This window comes from Bacillus sp. FSL R9-9834 (assembly GCF_038006905.1).
Lineage (GTDB): Bacteria > Bacillota > Bacilli > Bacillales > Bacillaceae_G > Bacillus_A > Bacillus_A pacificus.
The window spans coordinates 3,094,425-3,117,445 of the sequence record NZ_JBBOWD010000001.1; the positions used below are offsets into that span (position 1 = coordinate 3,094,425).

Genomic DNA, 23,021 nt, shown 5'->3' on the forward strand with positions numbered 1-23,021 from the left:
TCCCCACGCTTATGTGAAAATAATCTTTCAACACAAATATGAGGACTTCCTTATTTCATTACTATACTTTATACATATTATTCGTTAGAATCTTCTTCATTCAATTTATATACTCTATCTCTTTTCTCATCACTTTTGACAAAAATAAGCTTTCCTTCTTTAACAAAACCTTCTAATAGTAAGCATACTTGCCCATATGCTTTAGGCTTATTCGTTGTGAATCTTTCATCTGATATTTTACCAGCTCGTATTAATTGTTCGCATAACTCAAGTGCACTTATTTCTTCACAATTAATTAATTCTAAAATGTCCTTTTGTAAGGGCGATAAAGGTACTTGAATCTCAGCTACCTCCACCTTTTCTCGTTTGTTTTCTTCTTCAAATAAATCTTCGAATGAAATTTGATTCATACTTCTTTTCCTTTCTAACGATTGATTTGTATAACATGAACTGAATCCTATAGCGTATGTATTATTATGTATTACTTACTTATTTTCATAAATCTCAAACTCATGTACATCGTTTCATATAGTATATTTCGATTATACCAAATATACGTTCTGTTTTCTATTGTAGAATTCGTTATAATAAGGATGAAAGTAATAATGAACATTTTCTCGTTGTTAATTGTATACTATCTGTAAAAAAATAGAAATAAAATTTATAAATTTGTATAATAAAATAGCACGAGTAAAATTTTATTATAGAAAGGTTCTGGTAATATGTTAGGTATTCATGTTGAAAAAACAAAAGATGAACTAATTATTTCATGGCAATTCTCTAAAATTCATATTCCATTATGTGAAATCACTGAGGTAACGGAAGATAATACATATGCTGGTGTTGAAGAAAAAAGCGTAATCCGAATTGGAACAGCATATGGTACAACTGATCGTATTTTAATTAAGACAGTAAAACAAAATTATTTATTATTCACTACTAATAGAGTATCCATTTTAAATAAAATAAAAGCTTAATTGTTTTTCTTCCTATATTTAAACGTTAAACACTTTCATTCTATTATATGTGATTGTAAAATAGCCATATTTACCCTCCTCAAATCATATCCTTAATCAATTCAAAATACTTATCATCCTCATTAAAAAAGAGTTTATAGCCTTCTAAAATATATGCTCTTAGCAAATACTCTCTAGCTTTATCAAGCTCCCCGCACTCGAATAAACTCTCTCCAAGTCTCAGTAAAATAAATGGATTTGAAATACCATCCGGACAGTTTCGTGCATTATATAAATTACTTTTCGCTTTCTCATACTCACGATTTAAAAAATAAGTATCTCCTAATGCTGTATAAATCCATGTACTTGTTTCCCAATCGGTCTTCGGTAACGGAACCAAATCCAGAGCAGCAATATAGCTCTCTATTGCTTTATCATCTTTTCCTTTTTCAACAAAAGCATCTCCTTCGTTACATAATCTCACAATTCGGTCATACACTTGATCGTTGAGTTCCAATATAAATCCTCCCAATAATTATTTATTTGGTGGCAAGTAGTTTTCATCGATTGTTAATATTCGAACATGTTTATTGTACCTTTTTAAATAAGTAAGTTTTTGATTCATCTACTATCCATCTCCCATTTTTCATTGTTTATTAAAGTCGTTAATCTGTTTTTGTATCTTTCTTTCAAGTTCTTTTTCTTTAACCAGCATTTATTTGAGCTAACCGATTCTGCTTTATTTAGATTTTTATACGTTCCTATGTCACCTTCTCTTGGTAACAGTTTTTTGAAGCTACTTCTTTTACAATATTACCTGTTCCCTTAACAACACACCTTTCCAAGTTCGAGGTTCTACTCTGCATACTGAATACCCTCCTTACAGGCCACAAGAACTTCTTTTTACACTTTCATTAATTCATACTTCTACCCCTTTAATGAAGAGTTATTATCACAATATTTCGCTAGTTTATTTTTAATTATATAATACTACCAATATATGTTAGACTTAATTCATAAAAATAATTAAATGTATAAAAAAGCACTTGTTGCCTCAAATAGACAATCAAGTGCTTTAAGTTTCATCTGTTTTTAAGCAGCATCAATTTGTACGTTTTGTAGTAACAGTATGACACCTTTTATATGTGGTAACAACTACTACGTTAAAACTTACGAGTTTGTACGAGTTCGTTAGTTTAATATGCATTCCATGGTTTATATTCATCGCCCAGTAAAATGTCATCTCGCCTAAGCTCGTAATTCTTTTTCTATGCTATCATTGCACATAATACTCCATGACGGTACAACCATCATGAAGTACGTATTTTCTAACAGCCTATGCTTTTTTTCACTGCAAATATACTTTATTTTTTATTCATATATACTTATGCGTATTTAAATTTAGCACCGCGAACTTTATCATATTCGTACATAAAATATAATTTAGTATAGTAAGCTTTATAAAATCACTATAACTAAACTCATTTATTTACTGTAATGAGTTTTTAATGTTTATTTATATTTTAGGAATATCAATTATATTTCCTGGTGACTCATTAATAAGAATATCTGAAATACTTGGGTTCCTTTTTTTCAACTTGAATATTTGCATTTTTGTTAATTCAGGGCTAAATGATATATTTTGTGTTTTAAACTCCAAATTCATAATTTTATTTTGAAGTTTTAATATAAAAACCTTCCATTCTTGTAATGGAGAATTCGAAACTTCCTCTGGACTTTCTAATAATCGATATCCGTCTGCATAATGAAACATTAGTAATCCCGTTCCTAAGTCACAATCTTTGTTTTCAAGAATTGCATTTGGTATATCAAATCCACTATTCCAATTATAATTTGCTGCAAAACAATGAAGGAGTATTGGATTATCTATATTCTTTATTCGGCTAATTGTATCCTCTTTATTTGTATTATAAAGTAATTCTTCAAGCAAACTAATATCTTTATTTTCCATTACACCTTACCACCTTACTGATATTTACTTATTTTGTATTTCCAATTGTTTTAGCTTTCTTTCCCAGAGTTCTACTGTTGCACCTTGGCTTGGGTACAATGGTAAACCATTCCCCTGTAATTTTCTTAAATTTTTTTGCAAATCATATACCTGCTTTTGTAAACTATCAATACTTTGGTTAATATCCATTTTATTTAATGCTCTTGCAACTACTTCATTGTAAACAGAATGATATCCTCTGTGTCTAGCCATTGTACTTATATTATCATCTGGTACTCTTAGAAAAATACCATTTGATGAGTCATCAAAGTTCATACCTATCTTTTTAATTACAGGATTATCTGCCATTTCAGAAGGAATAATATGCTGTGCTTGATATCCAATCCATTTAGTTGAACGTCTAAGCCCCATTTCTGTCATCATATTTTTTCCTAATTTAGTAGAATTTCCTCCTGTTACAATACCCGGAGTACCAGGAATAATCCTATTACCTTCACCCGTACCCTTAACCCCACCACTCTCCAAATTCGAGATCCTACTCTGAATACTCGCCTTTGAGGCATCATGGGCTTCTTGGAATTTTCCACTATAGTTCGTTCCAGATCTAACGACACTTCCATCTGGCAGTATTTCTACACCTTTAACGAATGGGGATACGGAGTCCGCACCTTTTGCTAATGTATTTTCAATTATATAATATTCCCGACTTAATCTATCTAACAATCCTTAAAAATAATCTATATTGATTTTCACTTATTTATCAATCTCTAATATCTCTAAGAAAAAAGCACTCGCTACCAATCATAGGTTTTCGAGTGCTCAAATGTATATAATCCCCATCATATTTAAATCCTTTTTAAGATTTGTTCCTTCACATTTTCGTCAAATTTGGCTCCTTCTACCTTTGCTCCTGTCCAAACTACATTGTCAAGTTTAGCACCGGTAAAATTCGCGTCAGTAAAATCACCATTTAAAAGGGTCGCTCCCGTTAAATCTGCGTCAGTAAAATCTGCATTTCTAGCGTTTACTTCTGATAAATTAGCATCTTCTAAATATGCTTTTTCAAAGTTACCTTCTGTAAGATTCGCGTTGCTGAAATTTGTTCCCGTACAGTCAGCCTGTTCCGCATTGATTTCTGCCAAATTTGCATGGCGAAAAGTAGCATGATTTAATATCGTTCCAACTAATTCTCCATATGAAAAATCAACTTCATCAAAACATGTTTCAAAACAACTACTTATATTTATCTTTGCATATTTCATATTCGCTTTAGAAAAATCCGCTTCGCCAAACCTACAATCTGCAATGTTGATTTCCTCTAAATTACAACTTCTAAAGTCAGCCAATTCAAAATCGCAATCATAAAACACCGCTCTCATTAATGAAGAAGCTCTCAACCTAACTCGTTTTGCCATAACACGCCTTGCCATTACTTCTGACAAATCTGAAAAAGTAAGGTCTAAATCACTTATATCTAACTGATCTATTACCTCATCATTGTATTGAGATTGATTTAATATTTCCATGACTCTTATTCTATCATTTTTCTTCTCATTCATTATTACTACCTCCTTTCACTTAGCCTTTCAGATGGTCCTTCCAAGCAACATTAGGTGAGAAGAATACCCCTCTTCCATTATCACCAAAACTTGGTATTGCCATTACTTGAGCTGGTTCCAAATATTTCATTACATGTAACCAACTATCAAGCAATGTATCAATATCAACTTCCAATGAATTTTGTAAAAGATCTATGCACACCCCACCCCAATTCAGTTCTGATACCACAGCTGGACTATTTACTAATAACTCCTTATCAAACATATCTAAAACATGACTACTAAAATATGTTCTAGTTCCTATCCCCAAGGGACCACTAGGAAGAAACCTAACTGGTATAGGTTGAGCACACATATTCATCCACTTATGTAAGCGTTCACGTTCGGTATTCCACGGATAGGATACTGGCCAAAACATATGGGCCAATCCATAACTTGGCTTCACGATTTCTGCGATTTGGTCGGATAACTCAAAAAAAGCAGACCATAAACTTTTAGGTATTGATTTATGAAACTCAAACTCTAAAAATGAACCATGGCTCAAATTAACTTCAAAACTCCCTCTATAATTAACAGATTTATCACGATACAGGTGAACTTCAGATACCCTACCCTCCGAAATCACTTTTTCAAGAATTTCCTCACGATTATATTCTACCTGTATTGTTTCACAGCTACCCCAATGAGTAGGAGCAAATTTTTCATTTGATTCAAACACATCCAAAAGACGCCCCAGTATCTCTTCTTGTTTAAAAGATACTGTGGGATACATTGCAATTGAAAAATATTTAGGTTTCATTTATATCCTCCTTAATACGAAAAAGTAAAAAATCGTCTTACATCTCCAATTTCTGCAATTAATTGCTGATGCCGTCACAAGTTCTATTCTCGGCATCGTTTCTAATTGATAATCTAGTAGTTTTACTAGCTATTTTAATTCTCTTTCGGTGTATTTCATTTCCTTCTTTTTAAACTCAATATCCCGTACAATACTTCTTATTGTCCTTCCGTTGAAACTCGTACGTAACCAACTACTTTCTCTCCCATTATAAATTCCCTCCCGTTACAGTAATTTGAGTCCCTGTAACGTTTACCCGTTTTTTGCGGATAACGTGTTCGTAACGTAAATCCGTTAAAACGTACTTTACGATGACTTCAAAACATAATACACCCCTTAATTTTTACAATAGTTTTTTCTCTAGTAGTGTCGTACACTATACAAAGCCACTACAATCTATAAAATTTAACACTTAATACACTTATAAAATTATACGTTTATCAACTTATTTCTACGCTAAAATGCAAAAAAAGCACTTGTTGCCATAATTGACAATCAAGCGCTTTAATTTATAAGTTTTATAATAATAGTATGACACCTTATATATATCGTGACAAATATTAATTTAAAACTAACGAGCTTGTACGAGCTCGTTAGTTTTATGTCTCTTCCATGCGTTTATATTCATCTTTCGATAAAATGTCATCTCGCCTAAGCTCGCACCTCGTTTTCTGTTCTATCATTATACGTAATACTCCATGATGGTACAACCATCATGGGTCTCTACTTTTAAACCACTTATTGTTTTTCTTTCCACTACAAATATACTTTATTTTTTATCTGGTGAATATACAATTATTCTCCCTTCTGGATATTCACCTTCCCATCCACATGGCCATCCCCCAAGCTTATAAACCTCAAAGATTCTTTCATAAAAATTATCAACTTTTCCATTTACTAAACGATTTAGTGCACACATATGTAAATCTCCAATTATTTCTTCAAAAATATCAATATATTGTAATACAAAATCACCTGAATAGTTCTCGGATGATTGAATAATCTCCCTTATAGGACGCTCCATAGAGTTTAAATCATGCTCATATAATTGTCCTATTATTTCCCCACCTTCTGAGGATTTAATATCTTCCCAAACGTTTTCAACCTCATCCAAATCTTGAGACCATGCCAATTCTTGTGCTCTTTCATACTCATTAACCATAACAACATCACGATTTAGAAGGTTTTCATTATAAAAAAATTGTAAATTTGTAATAAAATTAATAACCTCTTCGACTAATTGAGTGTTTTTTCCGTACTTCATTTATTTATCCACCTTTCCCAAAGTTCTTCAGTAGCACCGCCACCTCTTTGCCAAATCTTTATTTCTTCATTTAATTTTGTCTTGTAAAACTTCTCAATACCAATTTCTAATACCTTTGATTTGTATAATGGTAAGCCACTTTCTGTACCTTTTTTTAATTTTTGTTGCAATTCAAATACTTGTTGTTCCAACTCCTTAATACTTTGATTAATATTTAATTTATCTAACTGATCTTTAACCACATTATTATATACACTATGAAATCCTCTATGCCTAGACAAAGCACTTGGATCTTTTGCTGGTATCGGTAAAAATATCCCGTTATCAGCATGATCCATATCCATTCCAATTTTCTTTAATACCGGATGATTTCTTAAGTTTTTAGGTATTATATGTTGTGCCTGATATCCTTTCCATGATGCAGAACGTGGAAGCCCCATGGATTCCAATAAATTTTGCCCTAATTTTGTAGAACTACCTCCTGTAACCTTTCCAGGGGTACCTGGAATAAGTCTAGTAGCTTCACCCGTACCCTTAACCCCACCACTCTCCAAATTCGAGATCCTACTCTGAATACTCGCCTTTGAGGCATCATGGGATTCTTGGAATTTCCCGCTATAGTTCGTTCCAGATCTAACGACACTTCCATCTGGCTGTATTTCTACACCTTTAAAGATTCGGGATACGGAGTCCACACCTTTTGCTAGTTTAATTTCAATTATATAATACTTGTAATTTTTGTTAGCCTGAATTCATAAAAATAATTTCTAAAAATTTATAGCATGTTTATCTATTAAAAAAGCACTCGTTGCCTTTCGTAGACAATCAAGTGCTTTAACTTCATATGTTTTATACGTAACATTGATCCGTTACTATTCTTTTTTCAATAGTCCAACTAAAGCTAGTTAATTTGGATATTTTACATATTTACTCGCTAATAATACATTCCTTAATTTAACAAAAAAATATTTTAAGATTTATTTTGCTCTTCATATTCTTTCATCTCTTCGAATTTTCTTCGCTCATTTTCATTACTAGGTTTCTTCCCTAAATATTTATATTCAAAATAATCCACTCGGTCATTCGGTCCAAAAGTAGATTGATACCATTTAGTATACCCATAATGAATTTTTAATTTCCCCTCAGATGTCACAATCATATCAAAAGAATACCAAGGTTCCTGATTATTTTTTATAAATATTTCCTGTAACTCTACACTTAAATGAAATAATTCATCATATGTCTTATCATATTCTTTTTCACTCACATTAAATACATCTGGTATATCATGGGAATATATATATTCATCCGATCTATCTGGGGTATTGAAAAAGAATAATACCCCACCCTCTTGGTTATAAATCTCTGCATTAAAATAAAAGATATCCCATTCTACGGGAATTGTATCATTTATTTTTTGCGCTATATTTTGATAGATTTTATTTAATTCTAATTCGAACACTTTTACATCAACCTCCTGTTTTATTAAGTATTTCACGTATTACCTTACGTTGGCCTTCAATTTGGTATTTTATTTTAAATGAGTTTGGTCTTAGCGATGAACCTAAGTATACTGGTTCAATTTTTACTGTCACTTTTTTAGGAGGCTTTCCACCTAATGCATTAGCCCATTCTTTCTCCATGTTATACCATTCTCCACCCGAACGATTAATTTGTTTATTTTGAGCGACTAAATTATCAATATCACCGGATCCATGGAATTGCGTCCCTATCAAATGCCCACCATCATCATCCGGTAATCTATCTTCTCTTCCTGCAGCCACTTGCATTCCTGTGTTTCGTTTTCCTTTTTGAAGTATTAATTCTCCTGCCTCAACATCTACTATTCTACCAAGCTCATCTGTTGTATATTTATAACCATCCTCAGTAATATAACGCACGTTTGGCGCAAGTTCTTTCCTTCCATTTTTCCCTTTAATAATGTGCTTCCCAAGATCTTTCTCTTTTATTTCAGTTATCTTAGGAGTTTCACCCGTACCCTTAACCCCACCACTCTCCAAATTCGAGATCCTACTCTGAATACTCGCCTTTGAGGCATCATGGGCTTCTTGGAATTTCCCGCTATAGTTCGTTCCAGTTCTAACGACACTTCCATCTGGCAGTATTTCTACACCTTTAACGAATGGGGTTACGGAGTCCACACCTTTTGCTAATGTAGTTCTAGTTATATAATACTAGAAATTTTTGTTAGCTTTAATTCATAAAAATAATTTCTTTAAATTTATAGTATACCTTTCAATAAAAAAAGCACTCATTGCCTGTAGTCGACAATCAAGTGCTTTAAGTTCATATGTTTTTAAGTAGCATAAATTTGCAAATTTTATAGTAATAGTATGACAACTACTAAGTTAAAACTTACGAGTTTGTACGAGTTCGTTAGTTTAATATACATTCCATATGTTTATATTCACCACCAAGTAAAATGTCATCTCAGCTAAGCTCGTACTTCGTATTCTCTTCTATCATTGCACATAATACTCTATGATGGGACAACCATCATAGAATATGTATTTCCAAACACCCTATATCTATAACCCTAGTAGAGATCATTTGTGTGTATTAATATATTCTCTAATTAGTTTTACATCACTTTCTCTCTTTTCATCAGGAGAAACTCCTAACTTTTTATACTTCCATATAATTAATCTCTCATAATGATTATAATTATTTTCTTCCTCTAATAAAGTATAATCAAATTCAACATCAAACTTACCAGTAGAGTATAACTCAAATGTTAAATTAGTCCAAGGTTCCTGCTTATTTTTTTTAAATTCTTCCCATAACTCTCTGAATATACTGTCAAGAAGATTTAATTGACGATCAGTCTCGTCTTCATCAATCCCTTCCATATCTTCAATATCTAAACTGTATATCGGTTCCTGCTTATTTTTTGGATAGTAGAAAAATACCGTCGAATCACTATATTCATCAACTTCTGAATATACCATTACTTTTTCCCATGGTTCTGGAATAATACTGTTTAACTGCATAGCTACTTTTTGATAAATACTTTCCAAGTTTTCTGTATTCATTTATTTTCCTCCATATACATTTTTCAAACTAGCTTTAAATTTTTCTCCATCAATTCTATATTTTATATTAAAGCTCACGGGCCTCACAGAACTCCCCTCATATACAGGTCTAATATCAACTATAACTTCCCGCTTATCTCTTAAAGCTTTTGCCCAAGCAGATTCCAATTTTTTATAAGCACTTACATTCACATTACCATTCATTGCAACTATATTATCAATTAGCGGAGATCCATTAAATTGCGTACCGATTAAATGTCCACCATGATCGCCTTGAGTACTAGGAGCTTTAACTCGGTCTTCTCCTCCAGCAGCTAGCTGATGCTTACTATTACGTTCTCCCATCTCTAACGTTAATTCTCCAGATGCTCTCTCAATTCTTCCTAGTTCATCTGTTTGATATAGATATCCATTCGTTTCATATTTTACATTAGGTTTCAATTTAAATTCATCTGAAAAGTGACTACCATCTTTAACTACATCATCAACAGCCTTACTACTATCACCCGTACCCTTAACCCCACCACTCTCCAAATTCGAGATCCTACTCTGAATACTCGCCTTAGAGGCATCATGGGCTTCTTGGAACTTCCCGCTATAGTTCGTTCCAGATCTAGCGACACTTCCATCTGGCAGTATTTCTACACCTTTAACGAATGGGGTTACGGAGTCCACACCTTTTGCTAATGTATTTTCAATTATATAATATTCCCAACTTAATCTATCTAACAATCCTTAAAAATAATCTATATTGATTTTCACTTATTTATCAATCTCTAATATCTCTAAGAAAAAAGCACTCGCTACCAATCATAGGTTTTCGAGTGCTCAAATGTATATAATCCCCATCATATTTAAATCATTTTTAAGATTTGTTCCTTCACATTTTCGTCAAATTTGGCTCCTTCTACCTTTGCTCCTGTCCAAACTACATTGTCAAGTTTAGCACCGGTAAAATTCGCGTCAGTAAAATCACCATTTAAAAGGGTCGCTCCCGTTAAATCTGCGTCAGTAAAATCTGCGTTTCTAGCGTTTACTTCTGATAAATTAGCATCTTCTAAATATGCTTTTTCAAAGTTACCTTCTGTAAGATTCGCGTTGCTGAAATTTGTTCCCGTACAGTCGGCCTGTTTTGCATCTATTTTATATAAATTCGCTCGTCGAAAAGTAGCATGATTTAATATCGTTCCAACTAATTCTCCATATGAAAAATCAACTTCATCAAAACATGTTTCAAAACAACTACTTATATTTACCTTTGCATATTTCATATTGGCTTTAAAGAAATTAGCTTCACCAAATCTACAATCTGCAATATGTATTTCCTCTAAATTACAGCTCCTGAAATCAGCAAACTCAAAATCACAATCAAAAAAAGATGCTCTCATTAGTGAAGAAGCTCTTAAATGGACTTGTTTTGCCATGATCCCCTCTGCCATCACCTCTGACAAATCAGAAAAAGTAAGGTCTAAATTGCTCATATCTAGCCCATCTATAATTTCATCATTGTATTGAGATTGATTTAATATTTCCATGACTCTTATTCTATCATTCTCATTCATTATTACGAGCTCCTTTCATTTAGCTTTTCAGATAGTCCTTCCAACCAATATTTGGAGAATAAGTTACACCCATTTGATCTTCATCAAAACTTGGTATAGCCATTACTTGTGCTGGTTCCAAATACTTCATTACTTGTAGCCAATTATCAAGTAATGTATCACTATCACTCTCTAATGGATTATTTAAAATATCAATACAAAGGCCACCCCAATCTAGCTCAGATACCACAACTGGACTATTTTGTAATAATTCCTTATCAAACATTTCTAAAATATGACCGCTAAAGTATGTTCTAGCCCCTACCCCTAAGGGACCGTTAGGAAGAAACCTAACTGGTATTGGTTGGGAAGATATTTCCATCCACATTTGTAATCGTTCACGTTCGGTATTCCACGGATATGATAAAGGCCAAAAAATTTGAGTTACTCCATAACTTGGTTTCGCAATTTCTGCAATTTGGTCAGATAACTCAAAAAAAGCAGGCCATAATTTTTTAGGTATCGATTTATGAAACTCAAACTTCAAAAATGAGCAATGACTCCAGTTAACTTCAAAACTCCCACTATAGTTCACCGATTTATCACGATAAAGGTAAACTTCTGATACTTTATGCTCTGAAACTACTTTTTCCAGGATTTCCTGACGATTATATTCTACCCGTACGGTTTCACTGTTACCCCAATGAGTAGGAGCAAATTTTTCATTTGACTCAAACACATCCAAAAGACGACCTAATACTTCTTCTTCGTTAAAAGATACTGTAGGATACATTGTAATTGAGAAAAAATCAGGTTTCATGTATATCCTCCTTAATACTAAAAAATATAGTCACATAATAATTTTTATTCATAGTTTTTTCCACCTACCTCCACCAGGTAAACGTGTATTGTTCTCCCATTTATGAGTCACTTTACCGCTATTTGGATCAGTGTAGTAAATCTCACTCTTTTCTCCTAAAGGCCTACTTGGTCTTGGATGAGGAGGAATCCCATTCAAATCGGGTTTATCACTTGATATTGTCACAATATGACTTCCATTTTTATCTTCGAGCATTTCCCTTTCAGCTCGCATTTGACTGTCATTATGAATAACGTGTTCTTTGTCACTTATTTTGTGTTTGTGATCATGAACTAAATCGATTTCATCCTTAGCATTACGACCTATAGCGTAAGATGCCCTTCACTGGATGTATACGTAACAACCTTACCAAGGTTATTGTTCTCTAGCTTACGGTCAAGATGTTCTCCTAAAGCTTTTCTTCCTTTTATTTCTTCTTCCCTACCACACTCTGTGATTTTTTTTAGATTCTCATTCCTAACATCCCATTTTTCACGATCTAAAGGTGGGATCGTTTCTTTACAATGACGTTCATATCTAATATCATTTGCTACTTTATACTCTCCCTGAGCCTCAGCTTCATCTATTTTCTTTCGATAGTATTTTTCTCGTTCTGGAGTTAGTTTAACTTTTTTGGGTTTTGCATTACTACCTTTACCCGTACCTTATTTAAAACCAAAAGCGATAATTGGGTTACCAATTATCGCTTACTAAGTCAAACCATTTGATGTACTATAAAGTAACAATTATTTTATTATCTATGATAGTTCTAAAATTGGTGTAATTTCTCATCATATTATTACCATATGCACTAACTGCTTCATTACCACACACCATACTTTCATAGTTATCTTTAAATTCTTTTTTTATTGACTCTTCCAAACTGTCATAGTATCTTTTGATAGCTTCCTCTGCCAATTCACGCGACCCGTGCGTTAATATAAAATTAATATCTACCATATAACCCTTTTGAGGATAAAAACCCCTTTCAACAACCTCTTTTACAAAGTTGTTCAAATCATTCGTACACCTTTCTACAATTGGCATAAATACACTATTTAACCAATTAGTGAATTCGTTAACTGTCCGCTCCCACTCTTCCTCATTTGCTATGTTCCAATATAACTGACCGCTTGGTACATTGCACTGACGTGTATTAATATGAAATATTTTATCTTTAGATTTTAAAGGAAGAATTGCGCATTCACCATAAAATACTACATTTTTATCAGATATATTATTCCAACTTGTATAAAAGAGTACCTTATAAATGAAATTTTTATCTTTTTTACTCATCCAATGACCAGACTTAGAATATTTCCAGCCATTATCTAAATACTTTTCAGATATTAGATTACATACGCGCTCAAATGCTTTATTTGCTTTCATATTACATCTCCAATTCAAACTACCTAAGATTCATATATTTTAAACTCAATCCTCAAATCTTGAGTATTCTTCCTAAAAACCTCCAATAATTTATTACAATTTTCAGTTGGTTTATATTTAAATCTTAAATCGAATATAAAGCCATCTACTAACTTAGCATCCGGATAAACACTATAGATTTGCCCACTTTCAATAAAAGATACATAGGCATTAATTTTATCTTGTAACAATGTTAAGTGCTGAAGTTCATTTTCCCAATCTAAATGATCTGCAATCATTAATGCTAACTTATTTTCACCCATACTCTTGCCAATTCCATCTATTTTATTTTTGTCTAATATTGACACTTATCTCTCACCTCATTTATTCATCAAAATAAGTTGTCCCTTCAGGACGAACAATTTGCGGCCTTGTTCCACTAGGCACTTCGTATCCCCCTGAAAAATCTCCCTTTCCTTCACCTACGACCTTTCCACCAGAATTCTTCAATTCAGGGAATCCCTTTTCTTGATTAGTAGTATAGGGAGCAGTAGCGGAACTTTTATATTCTTGTATAATAACATTCCCATATTCATCAGATGCAATTGCGTCAACTCTTACCTTAGTCCCTTCATGTGTAACAATGGTTATTTCTCGTTCAGCATTTTCATATTGTTGTGAAAATAGATTAAAACTTTCATCAGAAAATTCTTGCCCCTGCTCTTTAAGTGATGCCCATTTTTCACTTGCTTCTTTCCACTCCAGTGGCTCTTTAGGCGCTTCACTATTCTTATATTTCCTTTCACAATATACATCATACTTAGATTGCAACTCAGCATCTTTAAATCTACCAGTATTATCAAGTAAATCAGAATTCCCTTTTCCACCTTCACCCGTACCCTTAACCCCACCACTCTCCAAATTCGAGACCCTACTCTGAATACTCGCCTTTGAGGCATCATGGGCTTCTTGGAATTTCCCGCTATAGTTCGTTCCAGTTCTAGCGACACTTCCATCTGGCAGTATTTCTACACCTTTTACGAATGGGGTTACGGAGTCCACACCTTTTGCTAATGTATTTCCAATTATATAATACCAGTAATTTGGGTTAGCCTTAATTCACAAAAATAATTTTTATAAATTTATAGCATGCTTATCTATTAAAAAAGCACTTGTTGCCTTCAGTAGACAATCAAGTGCTTTAAATTTATATGTTTTTAAGTAGTATTAAATTTGTAAGTTTTTTAGTAACAGTTCGACAGCCTTACATGTTGTGACAAATCCTAGGTAAAACTTACAAGTTTATATAAATGCATTCTACTTGTAGTTATTGCTTAATAAATATAGAATACATTGTTTTATTCTCCTATTAACTTCTTCCTCATTTTATGTGTTTCTAAATCTGCTAATCTAACAGGAATAGGTAAATGACTCTCATTATTAATACAGTTCATAACAATTTCAGTACTTGTATCTAAATCAATCCAGTTCCCACAAGAAACAAAAATAGGTTAAACACTTTGTCGTACTTAAAGTTCAACCATAGATTTCTATTGTTCATCCTTAAATTTCAATTGTGAAATGAGACTTTCTAAACTATTAGTTATTCGTTTATACTCATTTAATTCAAAATCTTCAACTAAAATTTCACCTGTATTGTTGTCTAGCACTATTAACATGCCATTTGATTCAAAACCAATTGGGATAAATTTAAAAATATCCTCTTTAGATTCTGCATAGTCTTTGACAAGTGAAATAAAATAATCTGGTTCAATCCCTGGAATAACGGGGTGCAAATTAATATTATAAGAAGAAACCCATCCCGTTAATTCTAAAAACCAATATGAATTGAAATACTGCTTCACCGAATCATGTAACTGAACGTTATATTGACTTTCAATTTCATCAAAGGAAAATTCCACTCCCTTCTCTATTGGTTTCCAAGAAATATATCCATATTCATCTTCTTCACCCGAATATATAAATTCATCTACATCTTCATTCCATGCTATTTGCGGTAAGGAATTGTTGTACTCCATCCATTTATCTATAAATTTTTCAAAATAGTCTTTCATAATCTCTTTCATATTAGAAATCACTCCTTAATAAGTTTCTGTAGTAACTCTGAATAAATTTTATCTTTCCCCCATATCCCTGCCTCTTTTTCTATATTATGAATTCCACCGGAGCCTGGGTGTAGTTTTTGGGGCACTGGAAATGCTTGTCCACCTCCACCAATATGATGATGAACTAATTTGTCCCCCCTAACACCTTTAACATCATATTGAGAGAAGTATTCCCTAAACACCTTATCATTAACAGGACTATCAGTAAAAGGATTCCTACCTTCTATTATTGCTCTATTATTCGGGCTGAATGCTTCTGGATGTCGATCAAGGAGTTCACTCCAAAAATACTTTAAATCACGTCTCCATCCTTCTGCATTAGTGTACTTTTCGCCTTTCCCAACAAAAGGCATCTCAACGACTGTACGTTGATCCGCAATATAAACTGGATCTATATTTTGAAGTTCTACACCACGATATGTTCTAATAGGATTATCAATATCACCCGTACCCTTAGCCACACTACCTTCCTTACTAACTCCTGAACCTCCACTACCCTTAGCAAGTTGATAAGCGTCATCCTTAGCTGCCGTACTTGCCTTTGAAAACTTTCCAGCTACTTCTCCAACAGTTGAAGATTCTATATAAGGAAGCCTCACTCCTATTCCAGTATCCACCATCCTAACTGCTACTGGAATAGGAGTATTTTTCATAGCATCTAGTGCATTCTTTAAAGTCTTATTTTCCTTAAGCGATTGTACCACATTTTTACCCAAATTTGGATTAAAACCAGGCATTCCTTCTTTGAATTTTAATAATTTCGCTAAATCAGCTAATTCACTCGTGCCTTTGAATGCTTTTACTCCTTTTCCTACTGCTCCAACAACTGGGATTGCATCTAATCCGCCAAAAATGATGTTTCCTACCCGCTCTTCTTGGCTCAATTTCCGGTGTGTTCCCCAGTCTTCTCCGTCGATACCGCTTTTTATTTGTACAGCGCCGTATACTACTGCGGCAGCGGCCCCGAGTGGTGGGCAAAGGATTGTTGTGATGATGATTCCTACGCCTATTCCTATGTCTCGCACCATTTCTAGTTTTTTCTGTTCATCTTCTATCGATTTGTATTCAAATCCTCGTGTGGATGGGACTACTTTCTTGTATTCTTCATAATTTAGTTTTGCATCCGGATTTTGTTTTTTTAGTTCTTTGTACTCCGCTCTCAGTACGTTATCAAATGCAGGTGAATCTCTAAAAATATCTTCTACTGTTATTTTATCTTTCTTCTTCTGTATTGTTTGTGGTACACTTCCGTACCCTGCGTGTGCATCTGGTAATACTGTCGTTGTTGTGGAGCCAATTCGGTTATCTGTTTCGAAACTGAGAATAGATGTATCTCTCATTTTTTGAGCGAATTTATCCATTTCTACTAAAAAAGGTTTATCTATATGTTCAGAGACCAATCGCCCTGCTTCTCCGCAATATTTTTGTAATGTCGAATAGCTATCAAGTAATTCCCCGATTTTTTGCGATTGATCTTTTGGGTTAAAATGTATACTACCATCTGAATCTAAATCTCGTATTCTTCCATCAATTTTTTTCAATAATTCATTTGCGCGCTGTAATTTTATGAGTGCATCTTTTGTAATTCGATTCATACCATCCCCCATGTTTTGCCATGGTTCAGGTCTATATTTCACATCCATTTCCTTTTCATCCCCCAGCCGTATGGTGATTTCTACAACTTACTTAATATTTCACGTAATTGTTCGTCCTTGTTAAGCATTTCTACACATACGTTCCCTACAACTGTCGCCGACCTCGAATAGTGTTCAGCCAGTTCAAGTGTTTTGTGTAATATATCAGGATATTTTTCAATTACTCTCATCGCTTCACCTTTTTGATAAAAATCACTGCTTAATAAACTCTCAATATTCGTTCCAATGACGTCTACATGGATTTTATATATATCTTCTAATTTCATTACTATATCAAGTAGTTCTTGAAAATTAACTAATACTTCTTCTCCACCACCAGAACCACCATCTCCCATTGATACTTGCATTATTCAATACCTCCTAACGAAAATTGTCTCGGGTCAATTAATTTTTTATACGGCATTTTTAACACGTCATACAATTTCTTATTTACCGCATAGAGACTCACCCAGTCATACCGATTACGTTCTACATCAATTTGAACGAAATCTTCTCCTTCAGTGAAATATAAGAAACATTCCCATTTTCCTCCTCTATTACTCCGAGGCCTCATATACGTTTCTATCGCTATAACATCTTTATTTGATAAATCTTTTTCCTCAAATGTTTGTTGTTCTTCTTCTGTCATTCTCTTTGAGAAAAATGTATCTTCTATTTCCCTCGGTTCTCTCAATAAGAAAGGGATGCGTGTTAATAAGGAAAAATATACGTCTGGCTTTGGTATATAGTCGATCTCGTATTTTTTATTTGGTTCTATTTCTGTTAATACAGCCACTCGGTCTTTATCCTCTTTCAAAAAGCCAATTAATACATTATTCATTCTCGCGTATTCATGACAATTTTCATATTCTTTTAATAGCTCAATCATTTGAAAAGCTGCAGGGGTAATTCCGTTTTCATTTGTAAGTAAGCCTTTTTCTTTTAAACTCGTAGTTGCTTTCGTGACACATTCTTCATCAAGTAAAATAATTGCGTCACGGTTTGGCAATCCAAATATATCGGTAACCCCAGCTGCACCTGCGAGAACATATAATTCAGCAGGTGCAAAAATCATTTCTTTCCCCATTCTTTTATTCCTCATTTCTCCATCACAATTTTTTTATCGCCCTTACTTCCGGTATATCGCCATACGTTTGAATACTTTTCTCTAACTCTTTCAAAGCTTTCGTATGTCCTTCAAATGCCTCTACCATTTCTGAGTTGTATTGAATGATTAAATCAAGATAACTTAAAAAGGCATCTCTCGTTTTTCCATTCCACTTCGCACATGTAACGTATGCTTTTAAGTTTTTCGCTTGATTTAAAGAATCTTTCATGCCGTTCTCTATGTTTTGTGCGTAAGAAATGGCACTTGCAGTGTTACTTCCTATAATTTCAACCTCTTTACCACTCATATTAGTTCCCTCCATTCTTTGTATACTTAATGGATAAGTTTTTCAATTTCCTTTTTCTTTTCTTCAAAAGCTCTGGTCGCTGCAGCGTATGCTGACGCTTTCTCCGCTTCTGCTTTCGCTTTATATTCCAAATACTTTGCATAAGCTGTACCTATCGCAGATCCAACATTGCTTAATTCACTTTTAAAATAGGATAATACTGTATGTAAGTCTTCATCCTTTTCATGACGTTTTTGTTCAAATTCCACTGCTGGAATTTTATTTGCTTCTAAACCATTACTTTTACTCTCATAATCTCTCTTCGCTGATTCAGCCTCTTGAATGTATTGCTTTAACTCTCTTTCTTGATCTTTCAAATAATCATGTAATTTATCATACTGGTCTCGTTTCCTCGCGCTTTCTGTAAAACCCGATGCATTTAAAAAAGCATTGTACAATTCATCTAACATCTTTCTCCCCCTTTATTACAATAACTATGTAGTTAAATTCGTATATTTGAACATGAATATTCATTACATTGAGAATTTATAAATAATTATTTTTGCATATTGCTATTTTATCAAAGGGATTTTAACATTTCCATATTTTATAAAAAGCTTTCGCATTTTTCTTCAATTAGATTATTGAAATTTTATCCACATAAAGGAAATAAATGACAAATGATCATCATTAACATGTTATAATTGCGATGTATACATTTAATTGTATTAGATGTATATGTGTAATACGTATGTTTAATAAAGTTAAATTAAACTGGGGAGGCTTTCGCAAATGGGGAAGAAAACAAGCAAAGCTAAAAAAATTTTCGGATTCGTAATCACCGCAGCTCTAGTAACTACAACGATGGTAGGCACAGCAAACGCACAAACAACTACGAATAACGATAAAGTATCTGGCAATGCGAACACTGTATTTACAGATGTACCAAAGGACCACTGGTCAAAAGATGCTATTGATTACTTAGCAGCAGCAGGACTTTTTAACGGATATGGAAATGGAAAATTTGGTTTTGGGGATCATATTACTAGAGGCCAGGTAACTTCTTTAATCGCTCGTTATTTAGGTTTAACAGCAAACAATGAACAGAGCAATATGTTTAACGATATTAAAAATCATATGTTCGAAAAGGATATTAAAGCGATTGTACAAGCCGGAATTATGACAGGTGATGGAACAGGTGCTTTTCGTCCAGATGATGCATTAACTCGGTATGAAATGGCAGTAGTATTACAAAAAGCATTTCAATTACAATCAAAAGGACAAAATAACTTTAAAGATGTACCTCAAGATCATTGGGCTTATAAATTTGTAAATACGCTACGTAGTAACCGAATATCCTACGGTGATGAGGCAGGTAATTACAATGGCAACACGCTTGTGAAACGTGAGGAGTATGCACAATTTTTATATAATGCAATAGCAAAAAACAGAGATTATAATTTCAACATCAATACAAAAGAAGAAATGAAACAAATGTTAACAACAGCTTTACAGAATGGGACGTTTGGTCCATTTACATTAAATTCATTGGGTAAAGAGCTATCTGACGTAAAAAAAGAATATGGAGTGCCTGATGTTTTGAAAAAAGCACCATGTACAGAATGTGATGCACCTAATACAGCGGTATACGGCGATTATAATATTGATATGTACCCTTGGGACGCTAGATATATATGGGTGAAAATGGATATCCCTATCAATGAATTAAAAGAGTGGTTTGGTGAGCCCGATTTAATCGGAGAGGATATGACTAGCGAAGGCTTTATATATAATCGAGGAAGCTATTCTCTTTATTTCAGCTTCTCTGATGGTTATATTCAACGCGCTGAAATATCTAAACGTGAAGATCGTTAATAAGTTACAAACAATAAAAAAATCCTTCAAGAACATGCCTTTTCTTGAGGGATTTTTTTGTCTCTATCTATTTAACATAATACAATGCTATAAAACCCCTACTGATTAAAGTTTCACTTTATTCTTCTTGGTGCTCCGCTTCCCATTCACTTAAATACGTTGCATATTCTAATTCATCTGGATCATCATATAACATAGAAATAAACTCTAATTTATTTCCATCACAATCTAGAAAATATACGCTTGCAGCTGGCATCCATCTTTGGACAATTGGCTCTTCATTTCCTTTCCCCTGACTCCCTACTACCTCTATTCCACGATTCTCTAACCATAATTTAGAAACCTTTAAAAACGCTACATCTACACGAAAAGCGAAGTGTTTCATCTCAAAATCTTCATTACTATGTACTTCCCATAATCCAAGCATTTGTTCTTTATTTTCTCCTACCCATAAGAAAGCAACCCGCCTTTTCGATAGTTTTTTTGCTAATATTAAACCTAACTTATTTTGATAGAAATCTATCGCCTTTTCTAAATTTTTCACATGTAAATGCGTTTCATATATGCTTTGTATCATTATGTATTCCCCTCCCCTACATTCCAATTTTTGAAAAACAATTTATTTTTATAATACAAATAAATACATTTGAAATCATCCTACTTTTGTATAATTCCCCCTTACTACAAAGGTATATATCTAACATTATCATTTATATCCCAACACCAAATTTCAATCAAAAACACATTTACATTCTAGTAAATACATTCTTAAATTTTTATAATGTAATAAGAGTGACATCTTAACAATAGAGGAGGAACCATTCTGGATAAAACCAAAGTTATGGCTTATTTTAGTATAACGGGTGATATATTCCCTGTTGAAGCAATTACCGACGCCCTAAATATCGAACCTACAAGAACTTATAAAAAAGGTGATATTGTCGCAAGACGTGATAATCCAAATCTTGTATCCATAAAAAAACTATATAGAAAAGAGACGGATTGGAATTTAAGCACTGGCTATCAAGAATCATACGATATAAATAATCAGTTGCATGTTATTCTAAAATCACTTGAAGAGAAAACAGAACCATTAAAACAGCTTAAGAAAAAATATGATTTAGAATTTCTATTTATGGTAGTCATTCAAATTGAGAATAACGAATCACCCGCAATGTATTTACAAAAAGATATACTTGATTTCGCTAGTTCGATTCAAGCAGAAATTCATTTTGATCTATATATTTACTAAAAATAAAAACGCTATTGATGTTAGAATCAATAGCGTTTTTTTATGTGACTAGATGTGTGAATTATTTTGTGAGAACAAAGCAGATTCATTTTTATGTAACCTTTTTCACTTTGATTTCCCCGTCTATCTTCACTTCATAAAAGGTTGGCTCTTCCATACGACGAGATGGTGTCCATACGTGATAAACAGTCTATATTTCACGCTTTCTTCAACGAAAACAGAATATAAATTTTTTCAATTTCATGCGATTCTTCTAAAATCCATGAGGTTTGAGCTAAAAGCTTCTGTAATCCTTCCAATCCAAGATATCTAATTTGCACGCCAATAAACTCTGTAAACCCAAGATATCCTGGATTAACATATGCTCGGTCGAAAATTAACGAACCCGTCACCCTGGCATCCGCTGGGGAATTTTCAAAGAAACGGTCTAAATTCTCAATAATATCCGAATCCGAACCATACTCAAAAAGCCCCCCCCTCCGATGAACAGAGCTGAATCCAACCTGAATGATCCAAGCTCATTTTTAATAATGACTCCGATTGGCTCCAGTTATAATGTATTGTGTTAAGTGTTATATCAAGGCCATAAAAGCGTTCTCCCGGTTGCTTCAAAGCATCGATGCACCGCTTTGCGAAATTAGGGCCGTACGTATCAATATCTAAAATGTTAATTCCAACCTTTCGTCCCTTAAGTAATTCTGGGTCCGATTCCTGAATTAAAATCAAAGTATTGATACTGTCTGCAGCAGCTCCACCAGCAATATTAAAAAAACAAAGGCCACGTTCAGGAAACGCCCTAAGCTGAGGCAACAAAAGTTCCGACTGCTGTCTGCAAAGATCCCTCAGCCTAATCCGAAGCCCCATAAAAGAGGTTTGCTTTACCGCCCACTTGTCCCGGAAGCCTAATTTTATCCCCTTACTTAAATCAGGTCCAAGTTTGTACAGTAACGTACGCATACCACTAAGATAAGAATCATCAACATTCGACATTTTCACAAAAATGTTCTGAATAAAACCCGGCATCTTTTTTAATGCTTCAATGCTCCGTGCTGATTTAAGGCAATTCAAATGATACGCCTGTTCATCAATACTTGCGTTGAACAAGGGATGCGTAATATCCAAAATCGGTAGTTTCATTTCATTCTCAAAAACCGCATAAAGAATTCGCTCATTTTGATTTCCTTCCATATTTTGAACTCCACCTCGCTTGCACGCTGAATTTTGAACTAGCTAAAATCCAAAACTATTGTAACTGCTCTCCCAGGAAGATTTAACGTTGCGATTATACATTTTCTATACAAGTAGTTATACGTATTTATAGTATTTATAG

The 23,021-nt window shown here is 33.5% G+C and carries 28 protein-coding genes and 4 pseudogenes; 3 read left to right on the forward strand and 29 right to left on the reverse strand.

The window, feature by feature from the left end:
* Positions 1–77: 77 nt before the first annotated feature.
* Complete coding sequence (locus MKY00_RS16005) at positions 78–410, reverse strand: DUF3895 domain-containing protein (RefSeq protein WP_016718026.1); 333 nt, start codon at positions 408–410, stop codon at positions 78–80.
* Between the two features lie 312 nt (positions 411–722).
* Between MKY00_RS16005 and MKY00_RS16010 the strand changes: the two genes are divergently transcribed.
* Positions 723–977, forward strand: a complete 255-nt coding sequence (locus tag MKY00_RS16010; RefSeq protein ID WP_000900622.1) for a SunI/YnzG family protein — start codon at positions 723–725, stop codon at positions 975–977.
* 79 nt (positions 978–1,056) lie between these two features.
* Here MKY00_RS16010 and MKY00_RS16015 read toward each other — a convergent pair whose 3' ends face one another.
* From MKY00_RS16015 to MKY00_RS16140, 26 genes and pseudogenes are all read right to left on the reverse strand, one after another.
* Entirely contained in the window at positions 1,057–1,473 is a 417-nt protein-coding gene (locus tag MKY00_RS16015) for a tetratricopeptide repeat protein (RefSeq protein ID WP_016124896.1), read from the reverse strand.
* Positions 1,474–2,472: 999 nt separating this feature from the next.
* Positions 2,473–2,928 (reverse strand): DUF4274 domain-containing protein, encoded by a 456-nt coding sequence (locus MKY00_RS16020; protein WP_016718028.1) that lies wholly within the window; start codon positions 2,926–2,928, stop codon positions 2,473–2,475.
* A 24-nt stretch (positions 2,929–2,952) separates the two neighbouring features.
* Entirely contained in the window at positions 2,953–3,651 is a 699-nt protein-coding gene (locus MKY00_RS16025; protein WP_016718029.1) for an AHH domain-containing protein, read from the reverse strand.
* Between the two features lie 122 nt (positions 3,652–3,773).
* Positions 3,774–4,487, reverse strand: a complete 714-nt coding sequence (locus MKY00_RS16030; RefSeq protein WP_016718030.1) for a pentapeptide repeat-containing protein — start codon at positions 4,485–4,487, stop codon at positions 3,774–3,776.
* A 19-nt stretch (positions 4,488–4,506) separates the two neighbouring features.
* Positions 4,507–5,286 (reverse strand): hypothetical protein, encoded by a 780-nt coding sequence (locus MKY00_RS16035; RefSeq protein WP_016718031.1) that lies wholly within the window; start codon positions 5,284–5,286, stop codon positions 4,507–4,509.
* Positions 5,287–5,315: 29 nt separating this feature from the next.
* Positions 5,316–5,487, reverse strand: a pseudogene (locus tag MKY00_RS16040) (transposase); the annotation flags it as partial.
* Between the two features lie 607 nt (positions 5,488–6,094).
* Positions 6,095–6,589 carry a hypothetical protein gene (locus tag MKY00_RS16045; protein ID WP_016718032.1) on the reverse strand — a complete coding sequence of 165 codons (495 nt, stop codon included), beginning with the start codon at positions 6,587–6,589 and terminating at the stop codon, positions 6,095–6,097.
* Complete coding sequence (locus tag MKY00_RS16050) at positions 6,586–7,284, reverse strand: AHH domain-containing protein (RefSeq protein ID WP_016718033.1); 699 nt, start codon at positions 7,282–7,284, stop codon at positions 6,586–6,588. Before MKY00_RS16050 ends, MKY00_RS16045 begins: the two co-directional genes overlap by 4 nt.
* 275 nt (positions 7,285–7,559) lie before the next feature.
* The gene (locus MKY00_RS16055; RefSeq protein WP_016124921.1) at positions 7,560–8,051 is read right to left on the reverse strand and encodes an immunity protein YezG family protein; all 492 of its coding nucleotides are present in this window, start codon (positions 8,049–8,051) and stop codon (positions 7,560–7,562) included.
* Between the two features lie 7 nt (positions 8,052–8,058).
* Complete coding sequence (locus tag MKY00_RS16060) at positions 8,059–8,751, reverse strand: DNA/RNA non-specific endonuclease (RefSeq protein WP_016718034.1); 693 nt, start codon at positions 8,749–8,751, stop codon at positions 8,059–8,061.
* Between the two features lie 57 nt (positions 8,752–8,808).
* Positions 8,809–8,996, reverse strand: a pseudogene (locus MKY00_RS16065) (hypothetical protein).
* A gap of 160 nt (positions 8,997–9,156) precedes the next feature.
* Positions 9,157–9,642: an immunity protein YezG family protein gene (locus MKY00_RS16070; protein ID WP_016718035.1), complete on the reverse strand. Its 486-nt coding sequence runs from the start codon at positions 9,640–9,642 to the stop codon at positions 9,157–9,159.
* Positions 9,643–10,374 carry a DNA/RNA non-specific endonuclease gene (locus MKY00_RS16075; RefSeq protein ID WP_016718036.1) on the reverse strand — a complete coding sequence of 244 codons (732 nt, stop codon included), beginning with the start codon at positions 10,372–10,374 and terminating at the stop codon, positions 9,643–9,645.
* Positions 10,375–10,496: 122 nt separating this feature from the next.
* Positions 10,497–11,204, reverse strand: coding sequence for a pentapeptide repeat-containing protein (locus tag MKY00_RS16080; RefSeq protein ID WP_016718037.1), 708 nt, complete (start codon positions 11,202–11,204; stop codon positions 10,497–10,499).
* 19 nt (positions 11,205–11,223) lie between these two features.
* Positions 11,224–12,003, reverse strand: coding sequence for a hypothetical protein (locus tag MKY00_RS16085; RefSeq protein WP_016718038.1), 780 nt, complete (start codon positions 12,001–12,003; stop codon positions 11,224–11,226).
* A 48-nt stretch (positions 12,004–12,051) separates the two neighbouring features.
* Positions 12,052–12,707 (reverse strand): annotated as a pseudogene (locus tag MKY00_RS16090) (ADP-ribosyltransferase); the annotation flags it as partial.
* Positions 12,708–12,774: 67 nt separating this feature from the next.
* On the reverse strand, positions 12,775–13,431 hold the full coding sequence (locus MKY00_RS16095; RefSeq protein WP_000646589.1) for a hypothetical protein: 657 nt from the start codon (positions 13,429–13,431) through the stop codon (positions 12,775–12,777).
* 23 nt (positions 13,432–13,454) lie between these two features.
* Positions 13,455–13,778, reverse strand: a complete 324-nt coding sequence (locus tag MKY00_RS16100; protein ID WP_000025256.1) for a DUF6572 domain-containing protein — start codon at positions 13,776–13,778, stop codon at positions 13,455–13,457.
* Between the two features lie 16 nt (positions 13,779–13,794).
* A complete protein-coding gene (locus MKY00_RS16105) occupies positions 13,795–14,472 on the reverse strand; it encodes a toxin (RefSeq protein WP_016718040.1) in 678 nt (225 codons plus the stop codon).
* A gap of 296 nt (positions 14,473–14,768) precedes the next feature.
* Positions 14,769–14,921: pseudogene (locus tag MKY00_RS16110) on the reverse strand (endonuclease V); the annotation flags it as partial.
* Between the two features lie 39 nt (positions 14,922–14,960).
* Entirely contained in the window at positions 14,961–15,497 is a 537-nt protein-coding gene (locus MKY00_RS16115; RefSeq protein ID WP_016718041.1) for a SecY-interacting protein Syd, read from the reverse strand.
* Between the two features lie 8 nt (positions 15,498–15,505).
* The gene (locus MKY00_RS16120; protein WP_016718042.1) at positions 15,506–17,179 is read right to left on the reverse strand and encodes a hypothetical protein; all 1,674 of its coding nucleotides are present in this window, start codon (positions 17,177–17,179) and stop codon (positions 15,506–15,508) included.
* A 32-nt stretch (positions 17,180–17,211) separates the two neighbouring features.
* Complete coding sequence (locus MKY00_RS16125) at positions 17,212–17,538, reverse strand: hypothetical protein (protein ID WP_016718043.1); 327 nt, start codon at positions 17,536–17,538, stop codon at positions 17,212–17,214.
* The gene (locus MKY00_RS16130) at positions 17,538–18,257 is read right to left on the reverse strand and encodes a DUF5081 family protein (RefSeq protein WP_016718044.1); all 720 of its coding nucleotides are present in this window, start codon (positions 18,255–18,257) and stop codon (positions 17,538–17,540) included. The genes MKY00_RS16125 and MKY00_RS16130 overlap by 1 nt, the downstream gene beginning before the upstream one ends.
* A gap of 22 nt (positions 18,258–18,279) precedes the next feature.
* Complete coding sequence (locus MKY00_RS16135) at positions 18,280–18,585, reverse strand: WXG100 family type VII secretion target (RefSeq protein ID WP_016134989.1); 306 nt, start codon at positions 18,583–18,585, stop codon at positions 18,280–18,282.
* Between the two features lie 26 nt (positions 18,586–18,611).
* The gene (locus MKY00_RS16140) at positions 18,612–19,034 is read right to left on the reverse strand and encodes a hypothetical protein (RefSeq protein WP_016718045.1); all 423 of its coding nucleotides are present in this window, start codon (positions 19,032–19,034) and stop codon (positions 18,612–18,614) included.
* 322 nt (positions 19,035–19,356) lie between these two features.
* On the opposite strand from MKY00_RS16140, the gene MKY00_RS16145 reads away from it, so the two are divergent.
* Positions 19,357–20,439: an S-layer homology domain-containing protein gene (locus tag MKY00_RS16145; protein WP_016718046.1), complete on the forward strand. Its 1,083-nt coding sequence runs from the start codon at positions 19,357–19,359 to the stop codon at positions 20,437–20,439.
* Between the two features lie 118 nt (positions 20,440–20,557).
* Here MKY00_RS16145 and MKY00_RS16150 read toward each other — a convergent pair whose 3' ends face one another.
* Complete coding sequence (locus MKY00_RS16150; RefSeq protein ID WP_016718047.1) at positions 20,558–21,016, reverse strand: VOC family protein; 459 nt, start codon at positions 21,014–21,016, stop codon at positions 20,558–20,560.
* 264 nt (positions 21,017–21,280) lie between these two features.
* Between MKY00_RS16150 and MKY00_RS16155 the strand changes: the two genes are divergently transcribed.
* Positions 21,281–21,691: a DUF4279 domain-containing protein gene (locus MKY00_RS16155; RefSeq protein ID WP_016718048.1), complete on the forward strand. Its 411-nt coding sequence runs from the start codon at positions 21,281–21,283 to the stop codon at positions 21,689–21,691.
* 462 nt (positions 21,692–22,153) lie between these two features.
* On the opposite strand, the gene MKY00_RS16160 is transcribed toward MKY00_RS16155, so the two are convergent.
* Positions 22,154–22,879 carry a hypothetical protein gene (locus tag MKY00_RS16160; RefSeq protein WP_341035165.1) on the reverse strand — a complete coding sequence of 242 codons (726 nt, stop codon included), beginning with the start codon at positions 22,877–22,879 and terminating at the stop codon, positions 22,154–22,156.
* Between the last annotated feature and the right edge of the window lie 142 nt (positions 22,880–23,021).